This is a genomic window from Rhizobium sp. P32RR-XVIII, assembly GCF_012641395.1.
GTDB lineage: Bacteria > Pseudomonadota > Alphaproteobacteria > Rhizobiales > Rhizobiaceae > Rhizobium.
On the sequence record NZ_JABAIH010000008.1, the window covers coordinates 283,405 to 301,155 of the forward strand.

12 protein-coding genes are annotated in these 17,751 nt (G+C 60.3%); 3 read left to right on the forward strand and 9 right to left on the reverse strand.

The features are described 5' to 3' along the window. The first annotated feature begins 37 nt into the window (after positions 1–37). The 3 genes from tcuA (at position 38) to HGP14_RS22810 (ending at position 3,703) form a co-directional block, all read left to right on the forward strand. Positions 38–1,474 carry an FAD-dependent tricarballylate dehydrogenase TcuA gene (tcuA, locus tag HGP14_RS22800; protein WP_205927284.1) on the forward strand — a complete coding sequence of 479 codons (1,437 nt, stop codon included), beginning with the start codon at positions 38–40 and terminating at the stop codon, positions 1,472–1,474. Further along, positions 1,471–2,607, forward strand: a complete 1,137-nt coding sequence (tcuB, locus tag HGP14_RS22805) for a tricarballylate utilization 4Fe-4S protein TcuB (protein WP_205927285.1) — start codon at positions 1,471–1,473, stop codon at positions 2,605–2,607. The genes tcuA and tcuB overlap by 4 nt, the downstream gene beginning before the upstream one ends. A 199-nt stretch (positions 2,608–2,806) precedes the next feature. Then, a complete protein-coding gene (locus HGP14_RS22810; RefSeq protein WP_168832163.1) occupies positions 2,807–3,703 on the forward strand; it encodes a LysR substrate-binding domain-containing protein in 897 nt (298 codons plus the stop codon). Positions 3,704–3,753: 50 nt separating this feature from the next. On the opposite strand, the gene HGP14_RS22815 is transcribed toward HGP14_RS22810, so the two are convergent. The 9 genes from HGP14_RS22815 to HGP14_RS22855 form a co-directional block, all read right to left on the reverse strand. Then, positions 3,754–5,010, reverse strand: coding sequence for a LeuA family protein (locus HGP14_RS22815; protein WP_168832164.1), 1,257 nt, complete (start codon positions 5,008–5,010; stop codon positions 3,754–3,756). Between the two features lie 15 nt (positions 5,011–5,025). After that, positions 5,026–6,129, reverse strand: coding sequence for an ABC transporter ATP-binding protein (locus HGP14_RS22820; protein WP_168832165.1), 1,104 nt, complete (start codon positions 6,127–6,129; stop codon positions 5,026–5,028). A gap of 10 nt (positions 6,130–6,139) precedes the next feature. After that, positions 6,140–7,834, reverse strand: a complete 1,695-nt coding sequence (locus HGP14_RS22825) for an ABC transporter permease (protein ID WP_168832166.1) — start codon at positions 7,832–7,834, stop codon at positions 6,140–6,142. Positions 7,835–7,851: 17 nt separating this feature from the next. Then, the gene (locus HGP14_RS22830; protein WP_168832167.1) at positions 7,852–9,222 is read right to left on the reverse strand and encodes an MmgE/PrpD family protein; all 1,371 of its coding nucleotides are present in this window, start codon (positions 9,220–9,222) and stop codon (positions 7,852–7,854) included. Next, positions 9,219–10,271, reverse strand: a complete 1,053-nt coding sequence (locus HGP14_RS22835) for an ABC transporter substrate-binding protein (RefSeq protein WP_168832168.1) — start codon at positions 10,269–10,271, stop codon at positions 9,219–9,221. The genes HGP14_RS22830 and HGP14_RS22835 overlap by 4 nt, the downstream gene beginning before the upstream one ends. A 31-nt stretch (positions 10,272–10,302) precedes the next feature. Beyond that, a complete protein-coding gene (locus HGP14_RS22840; RefSeq protein ID WP_168832169.1) occupies positions 10,303–12,384 on the reverse strand; it encodes a hydantoinase/oxoprolinase family protein in 2,082 nt (693 codons plus the stop codon). Position 12,385: 1 nt separating this feature from the next. After that, positions 12,386–14,089 carry a hydantoinase B/oxoprolinase family protein gene (locus HGP14_RS22845; protein WP_168832170.1) on the reverse strand — a complete coding sequence of 568 codons (1,704 nt, stop codon included), beginning with the start codon at positions 14,087–14,089 and terminating at the stop codon, positions 12,386–12,388. Positions 14,090–14,351: 262 nt separating this feature from the next. Further along, the gene (locus tag HGP14_RS22850; RefSeq protein ID WP_168832171.1) at positions 14,352–15,062 is read right to left on the reverse strand and encodes a response regulator; all 711 of its coding nucleotides are present in this window, start codon (positions 15,060–15,062) and stop codon (positions 14,352–14,354) included. After that, positions 15,034–17,721 carry a sensor histidine kinase KdpD gene (locus tag HGP14_RS22855; RefSeq protein WP_205927286.1) on the reverse strand — a complete coding sequence of 896 codons (2,688 nt, stop codon included), beginning with the start codon at positions 17,719–17,721 and terminating at the stop codon, positions 15,034–15,036. Before HGP14_RS22855 ends, HGP14_RS22850 begins: the two co-directional genes overlap by 29 nt. Positions 17,722–17,751: the final 30 nt, after the last annotated feature.

The following is a 17,751-nucleotide window of genomic DNA, read 5'->3' on the forward strand; positions in this document are numbered from 1 at the left end:
TCCGTTTGCATGCAATTGTATTCAGACGGATACGACAATGATCGATATTTCCCGCAATTATGATGTGCTTGTCATCGGAGGCGGCAATGCAGCGCTGTGTGCTGCAATCAGTGCAACGCGGAACGGAGCGAAGGTGCTCGTCGTCGAAAAGGCGCCGAAATTCTATCGGGGCGGCAATACGCGACATACCCGTAACATGCGCTGTGCCCATGATGCGGCCACTGAGACGCTTTCCGGCCCGTATCCCGAAGAAGAATTCTTCGACGACCTATTGCGTGTGACCGGTGGGAACACCGACGAAAAGCTTGCGCGCATGATGATCCGCGAATCGAAGGACATGCTGAACTGGATCGTCGAACAGGGCGTGCGGTTTCAGCCTTCCCTCGGCGGAACCTTGAGTCTCGGACGGACGAATTCGTTCTTCTTGGGCGGCGGGCGGGCGATGCTGAATGCCCTCTATCGGACCGCGGAAGGCTTGGGCGTCGATGTCGTCTACGACGCTGAAGCTGTCGCCCTCCAGACTGAACGCGGTCGTTTTTCGTCAGCCGCCATTCGCCATGCCGGCCGCGACGTGACCGTGCCTGCAAAGGCACTTGTAGCGGCCTGCGGCGGCTTTGAAGCCGACATCGAATGGCTCAAACAGGGCTGGGGTGAGATCGCCGAGAACTTTCTGATCCGCGGTACGCCCTACAATCGCGGGACGGTTACAAGAATGCTGATCGATCAAGGGGTCAAACAGATCGGCGACCCAACGCAATGTCACGCTGTGGCGATCGATGCGCGAGCGCCGAAATTCGACGGCGGCATCATCACCCGGCTGGATTGTGTGGTCTTCGGTATCGTCGTCAACAAAGATGCCAAACGCTTTTACGACGAGGGTGAGGATGTTTGGCCGAAGCGCTATGCCATCTGGGGGCGGCTCGTGGCAAACCAGCCCGACCAGATCGCCTACATCATCTTCGATGCGAGCTCGCTTGAACTTTTCATGCCGTCGCTTTTCCCTGCAATCAAGGCCGGCAGCATCGAGGAACTTGCCGAAAAACTCGGTCTTGACCCCGCAGCGCTCGATGAGACCGTCACTTCATTCAATTCGGCTGTTCGGCCGGGCCAGTTTGATCACACGGTTCTGGACGACTGTCGCACCGAAGGGCTTGCGCCGCCAAAAAGCCATTGGGCGCGGCGGATCGAGAAGGCGCCTTTCTACGCTTACCCCGTGCGGCCGGGCATTACATTCACCTATCTCGGCGTCAAGGTGAACGAGCAAGCGCGCATGCTCATGGCAAACGGCAGCGAAGCTGAAAATATGTTCGCTGCGGGTGAAATCATGGCTGGCAATGTGCTCGGTCAAGGTTACGCGGCCGGCATCGGCATGACGATCGGCAGCGTCTTCGGACGGATCGCCGGGCAGGCGGCGGCCGCCGCCTGCTTGCCCACCAATAGCCGGCCAAGGGCGATGCAGGCGGAGGTTGCATGAATATTCATACGACGATCGATATTCTCGACATGAGCAAGACCGTAGCGGAGGCTGAACGCCTCATGACCGTCTGCAACTCATGCCGCTATTGCGAAGGGCTTTGCGCCGTCTTTCCGGCCATGGAAATGCGGCGAGCATTTTCGGAGGGAGACCTCAATTATCTGGCCAACCTGTGTCACGGTTGCGGCGCCTGCCTGCCGGATTGCCAGTTTTCCCCGCCGCACGAATTCAACGTCAATGTCCCGCAGACCCTTGCGAGACTTCGAGGCGATACGTATCAGGCCTATGCATGGCCGCGCGCATTATCTGGACTTTTCGAGCGAAACGGCTTGGCGATCGCGTCAATCGCGGCCCTCAGCGTTTTTCTATTCATCGCAGGGTTTGTGGCCTGGAATGATAAAGCCTCGCTTTTCCGCGCGGATGGCGGAGCGGGTGCTTTCTACAGGCTGATGCCACACAACGCCATGGCCGGCCTTTTCATCGCTGTGACGCTTTACGTGGTCGTTGCCGTCATCATGAGCTGTCGTGCGTTCTGGAAAGATATCGGCGAGCCCGCCGCGACTCTGCGCCAGCCCGTCTCGCTGTGGCAGGCGATCCGCGACGCCGGGACGCTGCGATATCTCGATGGTGGCGGCGTCGGCTGCGTCAACGATGACGACATGCCGACGGATCGGCGTCGGCTTTATCACCACATGACGTTCTATGGTTTCCTGCTGTGCTTCGCGGCGACCTCGACGGCAACCCTCTACCACTATCTGCTCGGCATCGAGGCACCGTATCCATGGTACGATCTTCCCGTCCTGCTCGGTACCGCCGGCGGTATCGGCTTGGTCATTGGTCCGTGCGGTCTCCTTCTGGCAAAGTTGCGCCGGGATCCGCTCCTTCTCGATCGGCCGCGCTGGGGCATGGACGTCGCGTTTATCGTCATGCTGTTTCTGACCAGTCTGACCGGCCTGTTGTTGATGATCTTCCGCGCGTCGCCGGCGATGGGACTGCTGCTTGCGTTGCATCTCGGCGTGGTTTTCAGCCTGTTCTTCACCATGCCTTACGGCAAGTTCATGCATGGCATCTACCGTTTCCTGGCCCTGGTTCGCTATGCCAAGGAACGTCGCGAACTCGAAACCGGCCACTGAGGCCGCAAACGAGGCGAGCGCGCCCTTCATTTTCACGCGTTCGTCTCAAGATCGCCGTGGCACACCTCCTTGCCGGCTACAAATCCCTCCTCGCACCACTGCCCCGGTGTCAGCCATTCAAGCGCGTTATTGTCCTTCATCTCACAGCAAATCCGTTTATGCTCCCGCATGGAATAGCGACGGAGGTCGAAAGAAACATATGTTGAACTTGCGCCAGCTTGAGGCGTTTCGCGCTCTGATGCTGACCGGGACGACGGTTCAAGCGGCCGCGATGCTGGGCATGACGCAGCCCGCAGTCAGCCGGCTTGTCTCCGATCTCGAATATCACGCGGGCCTCGACCTCTTTGCAAGATCGAAAGGCCGCCTGCGACCGACGCCCGAGGCGGAAATGCTCTTCAGGGAGCTGGAGCGCACCTTTGTCGGGCTCGATTATCTCGGAAATTACATAAAGGGGCTGAAGCGGTATTCGGGCACGGTCAATACGCTGTCGACGATGCCGATCGCGCACGGCGTGCTGCCGACCGTCATCAATCGGTTCATGGCCGTGCAACCCGACGCCGTCGTCAGCGTCAAAACGGTTCTCAGTCGCGACGTGAGGTCGTGGCTTGACACGCAGCAGTTCGATATTGCCTTGACGAACTATCCGGTCGACTACCCGGCGTCCGCCACGGCCGAACTCGCAAGATCGAGCGGCGTCTGCATCATGCCGATCGGTCACCTGCTTTCCGGCAAGGAGCGCATCTCGGCGTCGGATCTCAATGGAGTTCCGTTCGTCGCCATGGCACCGGAGACCCGGCATCGACAGAAGGTGGACGGGGCGTTCGCAAAAGCGGGCATCGAGCCGCACATCGTCATCGAAGCGCAGACGAGCGCGATCATTTCCGATCTCGTCGCCGCAGGCAACGGCGTTTCGATCATCGATCCGATCAGTGCCAATGCCTTCGTCGCCAAGGGGCTCGTGATACGCCCCTTCGAGCCGCAGTTAATCTACGAATTTCGCATGCTTTTCCCGCTTCAAAAGGCCCGCTCGAAACTGACGCAGCTGTTTGCGAAATTTGCCGCTGATTACACACGCGAGCTCGGGTTCCTGCAATAGGAAAGCAACGTATGGCCTGCCCCGGCCGCAGCCGGCCGGGGCAAGTTCGGTTATGCATAGATCTTGCGAATGACCTCTTCGACCTCGCCTTCGCTGATCTCGACCTTCTCGTAAATCAGCTCTTCGAGCTTTTCGAAGACCTTTTCGATATTGGCGGAAGCCGGATCGAAGCCCATCGTTTCGACCTTGATGGAGACCGGCGCGGTTTTGCCGCGGCGCAGCGATGTCGGCCCAAAGGCAACCGACCGAACGTTGCCGACCGTCTCGGCCCGGATGTTTTCCCAGAAGTACCATTGACCGCGAAGAATGCCGCCGAGATGGCTGCCACCATAGGAGTACATGTGCTTGCCGGTGATCGGAAGGTTGGTCGGGATCGGAACCTTGTAGAGTTCGGCAATCATGTCGGTCAGCGAGGTGAGTTGCGTCATGTCGATGTCGGTCTTGATCCCGTAAAGCGACTCCAGGGCCGGAACGACCTGTTCGAAGGCGGCGTTGCCGCAGCGATGGCCGGTCGAGTTGACTGTCACGTCGCAGGTCAGCGCTCCGGCCCTGACGGCTTCGATGGAATTGATCGTTGCCAGGCCCATGTCGTCATGGCAATGCACGCCGATTTCGATGTCGGGGCCAGCAAGCGCGCGCACGTAGCGGACCAGGAACGACATGCTCTCGGGTACGAACCAGCCGCGCACGTCGTAGACGACAATCCGGTCGGCACCCGCCTCGGCGGCCGCCTTGACGACACGGGCGACGAGGTCGAGGCGATGGTAGTCGGTTCCAACCGCAATCTTTTTGGCGCCGTGCCGCTTTGCATGGCGCACCGCATCGCCGATCCGCTCCTCGATATTGCCGTTCCAGTTTTGCGGGCAAAGTGCATGGGTCATGATGTAGCCCCAGTAGCCCACGAGATTGACGAGATCGGCCCCGGCATCGATCGTCTTTTCGATTTCGGTCCGATAGTCCGGATCGTAATAGCGTGTGTGCATGCCGAGTTCCATTTTCGAACCGGCCGCCTTCAACATCTTCACGAATTCGACATGCTCGGGGATGGTCGGATAACCCACCTCGGCTTCCACCACGCCCATGCCTTCGATTTTCTCGGCGACGCGCATCTTGACGTCGTTCTTGACGTAGACGCCGGGCGTGTTGACGCCCGAACGCAGCGTGTCGTCGCGGATGATCACCTTATCCATCACGCCCTGCGGGCGGTGCCCCATCGCGACCTTGTTGACGACCGGCGTCATCCATCGCTCCTGGGGATCAATATCGACTTCTTTGAGAAGGTCGGGATGCAAGTCACGCAGCTTCATGTTTTGTCTCCTCTTTCAATCTCTGATGATGAAGCAGTCCTGGGGGGCCACGCTCGCCACAACAGCCTGGCCGGCCTTGAAACGGACATAGGGGGGAACCTTGGCCTTCAGCACGGTGCCGCGCGGTGTCGCGATCTCGTACTCGATGCAGTCGCCAAGGAAGATCGAAGCCCGGATCGTGCCCTCCCAGCGATTGTCGCCGACAAAGACATCCTCGCCCGGCGCCATGAGCTTGATGAGTTCGCACCGCACGCCGAGCTGAACGCGATTGCCGGCCGCCGCCCCGCTGGCGTGATCGCCGATGGGCGCTCGCTTTTCTTCGCCGTCTTCGCCGCTCAAGCGCAACCAGCCAGGATCGGATACAGCGGTGCCGATTTCCGTCATTTCGAGAAGGTTGACGTTTCCAAGGAAGCTCGCGGCAAACCGCGTCTTCGGCCGGGCATAAAGCGCCTCCGGCGGCCCGATTTGCACGATCCGGCCCTTGTCCATCACGACGATGCGGTCGGAAATCGCCAGCGCCTCCGACTGGTCGTGCGTCACGTAGACGGCAGTGATGCCAAGGCGCTTCTGGATATCGCGGATTTCATTGCGGAGCTGTTCGCGCAGCCGAACATCCAGATTGCTGAGAGGCTCATCGAACAGAAGGATCCGGCACTCAGACGCGAGAGCCCTCGCAAGCGCGATGCGCTGCTGCTGGCCGCCGGAAAGCATGCCGGGAGAGGATGCGCTCGCACCGGCGAGGCCGACGAGTTCAAGCGCGTTCAGCGCGCGCTTCTGCCGGTCCGTTGCCGACAGCTTTTGTTGGCGCAGCGGATAAGCGACATTTTCGAGAACGGTCATATGCGGCCATAGCGCATAGGACTGGAACACCATTCCGATCCGGCGGCGCTCAGGCGGGATGTTGACGCCCTTCCGGTCGGAGAAAATGCACTCCCCGCCCATGGTGATTTCACCGGATGTCGGCGGTTCGAGGCCTGCGATGCAGCGCAGGGTCGTCGACTTGCCGCATCCACTGGGACCAAGGAGCGTGACCAGCTCGCCCTCGGCCGCCTCGATGGTTACGTCGCGAACAGCATCGAAGGCGCCGAAAGACTTGCCGAGGGAAGTAACTCGAAGCATGGCTTTCTCCTTAAGCCTTGGGTTTGATTTTTACGCCGAATACCAGCGCCGAAAGCACAAGCGTCAGGAGCACGATGACCGATATGCCGGTGCCGAGCGCGGCTACCTCCGGATAGCGGCCCTCAAGATATGCGTCGAATATCAGGACGGGCAGCACGACAGAATTGAATGCGTAGAGCAGGACGGAAGTGTTCAACTCCTTGATGAAGGAGATGAAGTAGAGAACCCAGCTGGAGACGATGCTGCCCCTGATCAACGGGAAGGTGATCGTCAGCGCGGCCTTCGTCTTGGAGGCGCCCGAGACCCTGGCGGCATTTTCCAGGTCGCGATCCACCTGGGTGAGTGCCGCCGACATGTTGCGAATGCCGAAGGACAGGAAGCGGGTGATGTAGGCGATCAGCAGGATCCAGATCGTGCCGTAGATCGGCAGGGGCACGCGGATCCATGCCCAAAGCAGCGCGACGCCGAGGACAACGCCGGGCACGCCGACCGTCATCGAGCTCAGTATGTCGAGGAAAGCCCTGCCCGGCGCCCGCGTGTGCGACACGACATAGGCCACGGCACCGGCAAGGGCGCAGGCGATGAATGCACCCACGAAGGAAAGCAGGAAAGAGTTCTGGGCGGCGCGAATGAACAGGCCGCGGGTGAACACCGCCTCATAGTTGACGAAGGTGAACGCCGTGAATTTCGTAGTCCAGTAGGACTGGAAGGACGCCATCACCATCGTGAACAGGGGCAGGACCGTAGAAATGAAGACGAACAGCAGAACCCCGCCGAAGGCGACCCAGCGCGCCCGGCCGAGGGAAATCAGCATCGGGCGGTAGCTCTTGCCGCTGATGGCGACGTAGTTCTTACGCCCGAGGAAGCTGCGCTGGACGAGCAGGCCAAGAGCCGTCATCAGCACGAAGGAGATCGACACGACGGTTGCATATCCGTAGTCCGGCGGCGGATAGGAGAATTTCAGATAGATCTCCGTCGGGATGAATGGGATCTGCGACGGCACGCCGAGCACAGCAAGAACCCCGAAATTTTCCATAGACAGGACGAAGACGAGCAGTGCGGCGGCGAAAATGGAGGGTGTCACGAGGGGAAACGTCACGCGCATCAGCGTCTGGAACATGCCCTGACCCGACAGCCGTGAAGCTTCCTCCATCGAGGTATCGATCGACGTCAGCGGACCCGAAGTAAACAGGAACACATAGGGCGTCATATAGAAGCCGAGCACCATGGCGATCCCCGGCAGGCTGTAGATGTTGACGTGGATCGGCAGTCCCAGTCCCGAAAACACGCGGTTGAGCAGGCCGACATTCGGTGCGGCGAGCCCGCTCCAGGCGATCGCGCCGATGAAGGGGGAGATGAAGATCGGTAGGATCACCAGCAGTTCGCAGATGCGCCGGTAGGGGAGATCGGTGCGCGATATCAAAAAGGCCGTTCCGAGCCCGAAGACGAGCGCCAACACCGACGAGCCGATGCTGACGAGGATGGTGTTGCGCCAGGCCATCCAGAACTGCGGGTCGCTCAATATCCTTGCGAAATTCGCCGCGCTGAGTCCTCCCGCCGAGCGATCCGGACCGGAGACGTTCAGACTTCCATAGACAAGACTCGCCAGTGGATAGGCGACCAGAATGAGCATGATGACGACGAGGACTGCCGTGACAGCAGTTTCGCCGGCGGGCATGCGCCAACTCTTTGTTTTCTGCGTCATTTTTCGATATCTCAGTGTTAATGTACCGCAGCGCGGCATGCGTCCGAAATCGCCGAGGTGAGATCCAGGCAGCTGTTTGCCTCCAGGTTCTCCACAAGGCCGATGACCCTCTCGACTGCGGAGGATTCTCCGATCGGTCCCGCCATCCGGCGGAATTTTTCAGCAACGTCGGAAAAGCTCGGTGGGCTGGCGGCGTCGCCGACGGGCGCCATTATGGCCCTTTCCTCGATTCGGCCGTCTTCCATCTGCGCGCGCACGGCAGCGCCGAAGCGAGGCATGCTCTCGTCCGCGATCAAGCGCACCTGAGGCAGGTGACGGCGGATATCCGGATCCCAGAGCTCTTCCTCTCCAAGATCGCCCCTCAGCACCGAACCGCGATGCAGGATGAGGGCGATATTGTATTGCATGCTCAGCCGGGCCGCGAGTAGCGTGGACGGATTGACCTCGTTGTTGTCACGGAAGACGACGGGATGACAGCGGACCTCGATTTCGGCGATGCGGGCCTCGTTCGAAAGGCCGCGCAGGATCTCTTCGGTCGCCCCGGAGGCTGCGAGCGTCGAGCTGCAGCCGTAGTAGAGACGGAAGCTCGTCTCTTCGATCAGGAACCTCTCACCGAGATCCTGCGTCAGCACGGTTTCGTCGAACTGATCCGTCGTCGCCTTGCAGAAGCCCTTGCTGCCTTCTATGACGGTCGCGGGACCGGACAGTCCGTCTTGAACGAGAAGATTGGCCTCGACGCCGTTCTGGCCTGCCCGCCCGGCATGGAAGATCATCGTCAGCGTGCCGTCGTGGTGGAATTCGTAAAGGCCTGCCGCCTGACTCCCCGCGATCCCGAAGGCACTCGCAAGCGCGGCCGGGTCGGCGCCCATCATGCGCCCGACGGCGGCGGTCGCGCCGAAGGTGCCGATGGTCCCGGTGGTGTGGAACCCTCTCTCACGGTGGCTGGGAGCCGTCGCGGTTCCAAGCCTGCCGTTCACCTCGTAGCCCGCCACCATCGCGGTCAGGATGTCTTTTCCGTCGCGCTCCAGCCACTCGCCGGTCGCCAGGACCGGCATGACGATGCAGCCGCCAGGGTGCGACGTCGAGGGCTTGTGAATATCGTTCAGACCGACGCTGTAAAGTGCGATCGAATTCGCGAAGGCGGCGTCGCGCACGGAGCCCTTGAAACCTCCGGTGAAGATCGTGCACTGCGGATGGCCGCCGAGCCTCTTCACCGTTGCCGCGGCACTTTTTCCAGGGCCACCGCGTGTCCCGACCACGAGACAGGCCAGCCCATCGAGCAGCAGGTTCCTTGCCATCTCCACGGCAGAGCGCGGAATGGCGTCATAGGTAAGCCGCGAGCAGAATTGCGCGAGGCTCTGCGTGGCTCCGTGCGATGAATGCGTCATTGAAAACCCCAAGCTTTGCGGATGGCTGCCTGAATCGCGTTCTGCTGGGCGATCATGTCGTCGAGCGGTGTATCGAGCACCTTGATCTCGGTGAGCGGGGTCATTCCCTCGCGCGTTGGAACATCCGGGCGAAGCGAGTAGCTGTATTGCGAGTTGAAGATCGCCTGGCCTTCCTTCGATGCCAGGAAGTCCATCATCACCTTGGCGGCGTTCGGGTGGGGTGCCTTCGCCACGATGCCGACCGGGCTCCAGATCATTGGCGCGCCGTCCTGCGGATAGAGGGCCTTGATGGGAGCGCCCTTGTCCAGGATGGCTTCATCGGTCATGTAGTTGAGGTCGACGCCCGTCGTCAGCTCACCGGTAATGATGCGGTCGTTGATCGGCCCGTGACCGGGGTAGAGCTTGGGCTCGTTCTTGGCCATCTGGGCGAAGAAATCGGGTCCGTAAAGCTTCCAGATCGCATACTGCCACGTGTAGGCGCCGCCCGAGAGACGGACATCCATGATGCCGACCTTGCCCTTGTATTTCGGGTCGGCGAGGTCCTTGAGGGTCTTGGGCGCTTCGGCATCCGAGACGAAGGCGGGATTGTAGGCGATGTTGAGGAAGTGGGCCCGGGCCACGAACCAGGTGAAGTCCTTGTCGACATATTTGGAATCGTAGGCTTGGTATTCCGGCGACTGGTAGGCCTCCAGCCGCTTTTGATCCTTCAGGTCGGTGATCGTCGCCACATCCGAGACGTGGATGATGTCGCCGTTGACCCGGTTGGCATCCTGTTCGGCAATCAGTCTTTCATAGACTTGCGAGGAGCCTGCGCGGTAGTACTCCGCCTGAATCCCCGGATAGCGTTCGTTAAAGGCTTTCGTCAGCTCGTCGAGCAGCTCGGACGGCGAGGCGCTGTAGATGACGACCGAACCTTCCTTCTTGGCGGCCTCGATGGTCGCCTCGTCGGCGGCTGCGGCCGCCTGGTAGCCAATGGCGCTCACGGCGAGCGCCATCAGCCCTCGCATGATCGATTGACCTCTGCCTGAACCTGTTACTTGCTTGAACATGGTTACTCCTCCCTTGAACCATTGTTGTCGGCTAATTCACATGCGTATCGAACCTGATGATGAGATTGCGGTGCTCGTCGATTGTCAGGGACGCGTCCGGTGGGATCACCGTGGTGGACTCGTCCTCCTCGACGAGAAGTGGCCCCCGCAGGCTGGATCCGACCGCCAGCGCCGAGCGTACGTAGGTTGGCGTCACGACATAGCCGTTGGCCTCTTCGAAAAAGGCCATGCGGGTGCCGCCGACAGGCGTGTGCTCGATCGTGCCGCTGTCCTTGGCGTTCGCCACAACCGGCTTCGGGCCGGAGGTCTGGACCTGCCAGTTCAGGGCTTCAACCTTCACCTTACGGTTTGCGCGCCCGTAGACACGCTGGAATTCATCCGAGAAAGCCGCAGACAGATGGGTGATATCGTCTTTCGTGAGCCGGCCGTTCGGGACGGGGATCTTGAGCTCGCTACTCTGTCCGCGATAGCGTAGCGAGGCAAAGCGACGGATTGAGATCTCCGAGGCCTTGACGCCGGCCCGCTCCACGAATGTGCGCCCGCGGCTTTCCAACTGCTCGAAGAGGGCGTGCAAGTGGTCCAGATCGATGCTCGCGAGCTCAATCGGATAGCCCTGGACGAGGGTGATGGACAGCGGAGCCGCAAGGAAGCCGAATGCGGAGGCCACGCCGGCGCCGGACGGAATGACGACCTCGCCAATGCCGAGTTTCTTGGCGAGGCGGCAGGCATGGAGTGGACCCGCGCCGCCAAACGCGACCAGGGAAAATTTCCGCGGGTCGACACCGCGTTCCAGCAGATGCAGCTGGGCTGCCTGCGCCATGTCTTCCGTTACGATCTCGTGGACACCCCAGGCGGTCCGGGTCAGATCGAGCCCTGCTCGATCGCCGAGCCTGCCAAGGGCGGCGCCAGCGGCTTCTGCGGACAGGGTCATCCTCCCGCCGAGGAAGTAGGACGGGTTGAGGTATCCGAGAACCAGGTTGGCATCCGTGACGGTCGGATTGTCGCCGCCAAGGTCGTAGCAGGCCGGTCCTGGACTTGCGCCGGCGCTGTGGGGACCGACCTTGAGAAGGCCCATGTCGTTGATTGTGGCGATCCCCCCTCCCCCAGAGCCGATCTCCATCATCTCGACGACGGGAATGCGGATCGGCAGCCCGCTGCCGCGCTTGAAGCGATAGCGGCGCGCCGTTTCCAGCTCGTCGGATGTCAATATCTCTCCGCCGGAAATGAAAGTGATCTTGGCAGTCGTGCCGCCCATGTCGAAGGCGACAAGGTCCGGACGCCCCAGCAGGTCACTGTAGTGGCGGGCGGTCACCGCTCCCCCTGCCGGGCCAGATTCCATAAGACGGATCGGAAAGGCCGTCGCCGTATCGACCGTCGTCAGCCCGGCATCGGACAGCATCAGATAGAGATCGTGCCGATAGCCGAGCCCCTTCAGATCGGCGGCCATCCTGTTCAGGTAACGGCGCATGATCGGCTGGGTGTAGGCGTTGGCGACGGTCGTCGACGTGCGCTCATATTCCCTGATGTCGGGTGCGACCTCGGATGAAATACTGACCGGAATTTCGGGCGCTACCTCCCGGATAAGCTCACGTGTGCGGATTTCATGTTCGGCGTTTCGGTAGGAGTGAAGGAAGGACACGGCAATCGCCTCGACCCCCGCCTCGACCAGGGTTTGGGTGGCAATCCTGGCCGTCTCTTCGTCAAGAGGCGTCAGCGCTTTGCCATTGTGGTCCATGCGTTCGGTCACCTCGCCCACCAGGTTTCTCGGTACGAGAGGCTTTGGAACTTCGATAAAGAGATCGTCGATGTCGAATCTCTTGCCCCGCCGCATCTCCAAAATGTCGGGGAAGCCTTCGGTGGTCAAAAGCGCCGTGCGGGCGCCCTTCTGTTCGATGATCGCGTTGATGACGAGAGTGGTGCCGTGAATGACATGCCGGAGCTCGTCGGCCGTAGCACCCGCGTTGGAGAGGATTGCTTCAATGCCCCGCAATGCGCCAACGGCGGGGTCGTCCGGCGTCGTCAATACCTTGCCCAGCCTCCGTTCGCCTGTGTCGATGTTGAGAAGAACCAGATCGGTGAAAGTGCCGCCAATATCGATGCCTAACCGATACATATCAAGCCCTCCTTGCCGTGCGCAGTTCCTGTGTCGCTGCCTTGTCGAGCTGTCCGTCGTCGCTCAAGACCAGCCCGTAAACGCGCCTTGCGGCCGCCGGCGTGACGAGGCCTGCGGCAACGTCGCTCAGGACGTTGTCGATCGGTCTGGTTTGGGGATCGAACATGCCGCCGCCGCCTGAAAGGCCGATTTCGATCGTTTCGCCCTTCTGCAAAACGACATTCGTCTTTCCAGGCAGGTCGCGATCTCCCATGCGGTTAAAGCCGTGGCCACCGTCGTGGCCACCGGCATAGCCGATGGCTGCGGTATGGACCTTGATGTTCTGGACGAGCATCTTCAGCGGGTGCGCGCTTTCCGATCGGATCCCGATTTGCTGTCCGAGACCGCCCCGGTAGCGCCCTGGGCCTCCCGAGTCCGGAATCAATTTCTTGTGAGTGATGGTAATCGGGAGGGAGTTTTCGAGCATTTCGATGGGCGTTTCCGCGCCGGCGGCCGGAAACGACATGCAGGAGACACCGTCTTTCGAATATCTCGCGCCAATTCCACCCATGAAGTGCGGGGTCTCCGCCAGGGCACGACCGTCGTCCGCGGTGGCAAAGCAGCGGATGACGCACTTGATCCCGGATTCGGCAATGACCCTCTCCGGCGTGATGGATGCAAGCGCCCCGAAGATCGCGGCCGGGATGAAGTTGCCGGTGCTCGACTTCATCCGGACCGGAGCCGGATGGCGGGCGTTCAAAAAGGAGCCGAGCGGCGCCTTCATGGATATCGGCTTGAACAGGCCTTCATTATAGGGAGTGGACGGCGCCACGATGCAGCGGATCGCGTACAAGGTCCATGCGTGGGAGTAGGCTTCCGTGCAGTTGATGCCGACAGCGCTCTGACCATCGGTTCCATCGTAGTCGACTGTCAGGTTGCCGTTTTCGTCCCTCTCGATGGTGACCGACAGTGAAAGCGGCTCCTCCGATTCAAGCCCGTCGAGCGAAATCCGGTTTGTGTAGACGCCCGGGGGAATGTTCTCCAGGATGCTCTTGCGAATGGCGCTTTCCGAGCGCCGGATGATCTCGTCGGCAATGCCCTGCAGGTTGTCGAGCTTCTGATCCGCGAGGAATGCCGTAACGCGTCTCTCGCCGAGTTCCAGGGCGGAGATGAACGCGCGGATGTCGCCCTCCAGCTGGTCGGGCACCCTGACATTTGCCCTGATCAGGTCCCATACCTCCGGAATATCCTCACCGGCCTTGATGAGGTGAATGACCGGAAGGCAAAGGCCTTCCTCGTAGACCTCGCGGGAGTTGTTTGTCAGGCTGCCACCGATATCGGGCACGTGCGCGAGGCATTCGCCGAAGCCGATGAGCGCACCACGATGGAAGAGCGGCTTAATGACCGAAATGTCGTAGAGATGGCCGCAGCACAGCCACGGGTCATTGGTGATGAAGACGTCGCCTTCGTTGATTTTGCCGGCCGAAAAGCGCTCCAGGATCGTGGCCACCGTTCGTGGAGACGGCGCAAGCTTGCTGGAGACGCCTGTGTCCTGGGCGATCATCCGGCCGTGTTTGTCATAGAAGAGGCAACCGAAATCGCCGCCTTCGCTTACGATCTTCGAGAACGATGTCTTGACGATCGTGAGCGCCGCTTCTGAAAGGAAGGAGATCAAACGTTGCCATTGGATTTCGATATCTATGGCGTCGGTGAAGCTGCCCGTCATTGAAACCTTCTCTCCGTGCAAAAGAATTTGACGGAAAGAAAAACGCCATTTGCCTATGCGGTCAACGACTTAAACAGCATGGCTCTATACATTCTAAGCATACACGCCCTGATGGAAAATACGGCCTATTAGTTTCTGATGTGAGGTCCCGGCAGTGCACTAGTCGGCGTAAAGAAGCTTGCTTGGTTCTATATTGCGAACAGGGTACCCGTCTGCTTCACCATACCAGCCGCAGTGAACAACACTGCACGGCTCAATTGCCTCAGCCGACTTCGACCTCAAGCCCGGCGAGACGATAGCCAACCTGCAATTCGGTGATAAGATAGACGGGCTGCGATGGATCGTCCTCGAGCTTTTGCCGCAACTGAGCCATGTAAATGCGAATGTAATGAGAGCGCTCGGCGTAGCCCGGCCCCCAGACATCCATAAGCAGTTGCCGGTGTGTCAGCACTTTGCCGTGACCTCTGATCAAGGCGGTCAGCAACCGAAATTCGTTCGGCGTCAGATGGACGGCCTCGCCCTTCCGCAGCACCTCATGTGTGGCCAGGTTGACTTCGACCTTCCCGAATTTGACGGAGGGAGAAATCGCCACTCCCTGCCCCACCGAGTTGGCGCGTCTCAGTTGTGCCCGTACACGGGCCAGCAATTCGGGCACGCCGAAGGGCTTTATGAGGTAGTCATCGGCCCCAGCATCCAGTGCCTCGACCTTCTCGGATTCCCGTTCCCGAGCGGAAAGTACGAGGATGGGTGCCGAAACCCAACCTCTGACCTCGCGGATCAAATCTTTTCCGTCACCGTCCGGCAAGCCGAGATCGACGATCATTAGATCCGGCTTGCGGCTTACGGCGTTTATGCGGGCTTCCTCAGCCGTAGCGGTCTCGAAGACACTCATTCCCTCCTTTTCAAGCGCCATGCGGACGAAACGGCGAATATCGGCTTCGTCTTCAACGATCAGCACTCTTGACTTGATCATTCACAATCTCGCTTTCGATTTCAGGGGGCGTGCCCAATGGCAACCGGATTTCAAAGGCAGCGCCGTGTGGCTTTCGCATCTCGGCCCGGATAGTTCCTCCATGGGCCGTAACAATACTGCGGCAAAGCGCAAGACCAAGGCCAACTCCGGCAATCGACGACTCTTTCCGACCCCTGGTGAAAGGCTCAAATAGCACTTGGGGGTCAGCCGCGGGCAAGCCGGGACCATCGTCCTCGACGACCAGATACATGGAATCGCCTGAGGCGCCGCCACGAACTGCAATGGTGCTCGTCGTCGGCGTATATTTCGCAGCATTGTCGAACAGGTTGATCAGAACGCGCTCGATGAGGGTCGCGTCGACCTCGACGAGAGGCAGGTCGGCCGCCAGGTTGGTCCGGATTGTCCGTGGCTTCAGAAGCGGAGCCGATTGCGCCAGCGCGCTGCCGACAATCTCGCTAAGAGAATGCCATTCCTTGTTGAGACGCACCCCCTCGCTCTGCATCCGCGCGAGGTCAAGCAGATTGCTCACGAGCCGCTTGAGCTCATCCGCCTGAACGCGAATAGAGCGTGCGAGATCGCTTCGATCCTCCTCGGGAAGATCCTTTGTAGATTCGAGCGTTTCAGCCAGGCCGCGTATGGCGGTGAGCGGCGTCTTGAGATCGTGAGAGACCGCTGAAAGGAGCGCATTGCGCAGCTTTTCGCCTTCCATCCGGACCAGCGTGTCTTGAGCAACCTCGACAAAGTGGATGCGTTCAAGGGCAAGAGCGATGGACGAACAGCAGGCGTCGAGGAGGCGCCGGTCGTCGGGATTGTTTGATAAAGGAGCGTCGGTTGGCAGAATGGCCAGCACCCCTCGGGTGGCCATCGACGCCTTCAAAGGCAGATAGAGCGCGTCAGCCGCATTCAACGTTTGGGTGCCGAGACCTGCTTCCTGAGCGTGATCGAAGGCCCATTGAGCCACAGACAAGTCGATAAGGGCAGCATCCTGGGTGGGGACCAGGCGTTCCTTTTCGTCCGGGATCAGAAGAAGCACGGTTGCACCGAACAAAGGCGTGATGGCATCACGGCACACCGAGATGACCTGCTCGAGCTTTATGGCGCTCGAGAGATCGCGGGCAACGCGAGCAAGTGCAGATGCACGACGCTCTCCTGCGCGTGCGACCCTGGCTTCGGAACGCATGCGAGCGGCGAGCTGACTGATGACGAGCGCTACGACCAGCATCAGGGCAAAGGTGAAGATATATTGGGTGTCGGTGACGGCGAAGGACAGTCTCGGCTCGACGAAGAAGAAATCGAAGCACGCGACGCATAGCAAAGCCGCCCAGGCACCGGCGAAACGCCCGAGACGCATGGCGACAAAGACGACCGTCATCAGGAACAACATGACGACGTTGGAGAGGTCAAAGACGCGGATCAATGAGGCAGCGAGTGCGGTCGTCACGCCGCAGGCGAGCGTCGCAATCGCAAGTGTCCGGCCATAACCCACGGGCTCATCGGCAACATTGCGTTTGATTGTCGGCCGAACCTCGTCCACGCCCAGCAGGATCAAACCCATTTCCGGGTTTGCGCGTGCGATGCGTTCCTGAAGTCGCGGCCGGTAAGGCATGAACCGCCGACGGGCTGAATTACCTATAATGAGTTTGGTGGCGTTGCGCTTGCGCGCATAATCCATGAGAGTTTCGGCAACATCCTGCCCCGGTACATTCGCAAACTCCGCCCCTGCGGCTTGGGCAGAGGCGGCGATATTCAACAAGGTCTCGCGCGCTCTCGGGTCGTCGCCTTGAAACGGTTGATCGACATGAACCACGATCCATTTGGCCTGCAGGCGTTGAGCAAGCCGCGCACCTTCGCGGACCAGCCGATCCTGGGAGCGGTCGGCGCTGACACAGACCATGAGCAATTCCTGCGTGGGCCAAACCGTTTTGATGGCGTGGGAGACGCGGTAGCTCCGCACATCGGAATTGACGCGGTCGGCGACGCGCCGAAGCGCCAGTTCGCGCAGAGCAATCAGATTGCCGCGGCGAAAAAAATTCTGTCGCGCTCGCTCGACCGATACCGGCAGGTAGACCTTGCCTGCATTCATGCGCGCCAGCAGGTCGTCCGGCGGCAGGTCAACGAGAACGACATCGGTTGCGGCGTCGAAGATGCGGTCAGGAACGGTTTCCCGCACGCGAACCCCGATGATGCCGCCGACAATATCGTTGAGGCTGTCGAGGTGCTGGACGTTCACCGCCGTATAGACGTCGACACCGGCATCGAGCAGTTCCTCGACATCCTGCCAGCGTTTGGTATGGCGGCTGCCGGTGACGTTGCTGTGTGCCAACTCGTCGACAACCAGGAGCTTATATCCGGAGACGAGCGCACCATCGAGATCGAACTCGGTGGTGGACCTCCCGTTGCCGCTCATCGTCTTGCGCGGCAAAACGGGAAGTCCCTCCGTCAGCTCTTGGGTATCCTTGCGCCCGTGCGTTTCAACGATCCCGATTCCGACTGCAACACCCTCCGCGTGGAGTTGGCGCGCCGCCTGAAGCATTGCAAAGGTTTTGCCTACCCCCGCGCAGGCGCCGAAGAATATCTTCAGCTGTCCGCGTTTGGAGCGATGGCTTTCATCCTTGGCAACCTTCAGAAGGTCGTCGGGATCGGGTCGGTGATCCTTCATCGTCAATTGTCTACCCTAAGCCTGCTTTCT

Bases quoted from the DNA above. Each gene is read 5' to 3' on its own strand.
- tcuA (WP_205927284.1), top strand. From the start codon at position 38: ATGATCGATATTTCCCGCAATTATGATGTGCTTGTCATCGGAGGCGGC.
- tcuB (WP_205927285.1), top strand. From the start codon at position 1,471: ATGAATATTCATACGACGATCGATATTCTCGACATGAGCAAGACCGTA.
- HGP14_RS22810 (WP_168832163.1), top strand. From the start codon at position 2,807: ATGTTGAACTTGCGCCAGCTTGAGGCGTTTCGCGCTCTGATGCTGACC.
- HGP14_RS22815 (WP_168832164.1), bottom strand. From the start codon at position 5,010: ATGAAGCTGCGTGACTTGCATCCCGACCTTCTCAAAGAAGTCGATATT.
- HGP14_RS22820 (WP_168832165.1), bottom strand. From the start codon at position 6,129: ATGCTTCGAGTTACTTCCCTCGGCAAGTCTTTCGGCGCCTTCGATGCT.
- HGP14_RS22825 (WP_168832166.1), bottom strand. From the start codon at position 7,834: ATGACGCAGAAAACAAAGAGTTGGCGCATGCCCGCCGGCGAAACTGCT.
- HGP14_RS22830 (WP_168832167.1), bottom strand. From the start codon at position 9,222: ATGACGCATTCATCGCACGGAGCCACGCAGAGCCTCGCGCAATTCTGC.
- HGP14_RS22835 (WP_168832168.1), bottom strand. From the start codon at position 10,271: ATGTTCAAGCAAGTAACAGGTTCAGGCAGAGGTCAATCGATCATGCGA.
- HGP14_RS22840 (WP_168832169.1), bottom strand. From the start codon at position 12,384: ATGTATCGGTTAGGCATCGATATTGGCGGCACTTTCACCGATCTGGTT.
- HGP14_RS22845 (WP_168832170.1), bottom strand. From the start codon at position 14,089: ATGACGGGCAGCTTCACCGACGCCATAGATATCGAAATCCAATGGCAA.
- HGP14_RS22850 (WP_168832171.1), bottom strand. From the start codon at position 15,062: ATGATCAAGTCAAGAGTGCTGATCGTTGAAGACGAAGCCGATATTCGC.
- HGP14_RS22855 (WP_205927286.1), bottom strand. From the start codon at position 17,721: ATGAAGGATCACCGACCCGATCCCGACGACCTTCTGAAGGTTGCCAAG.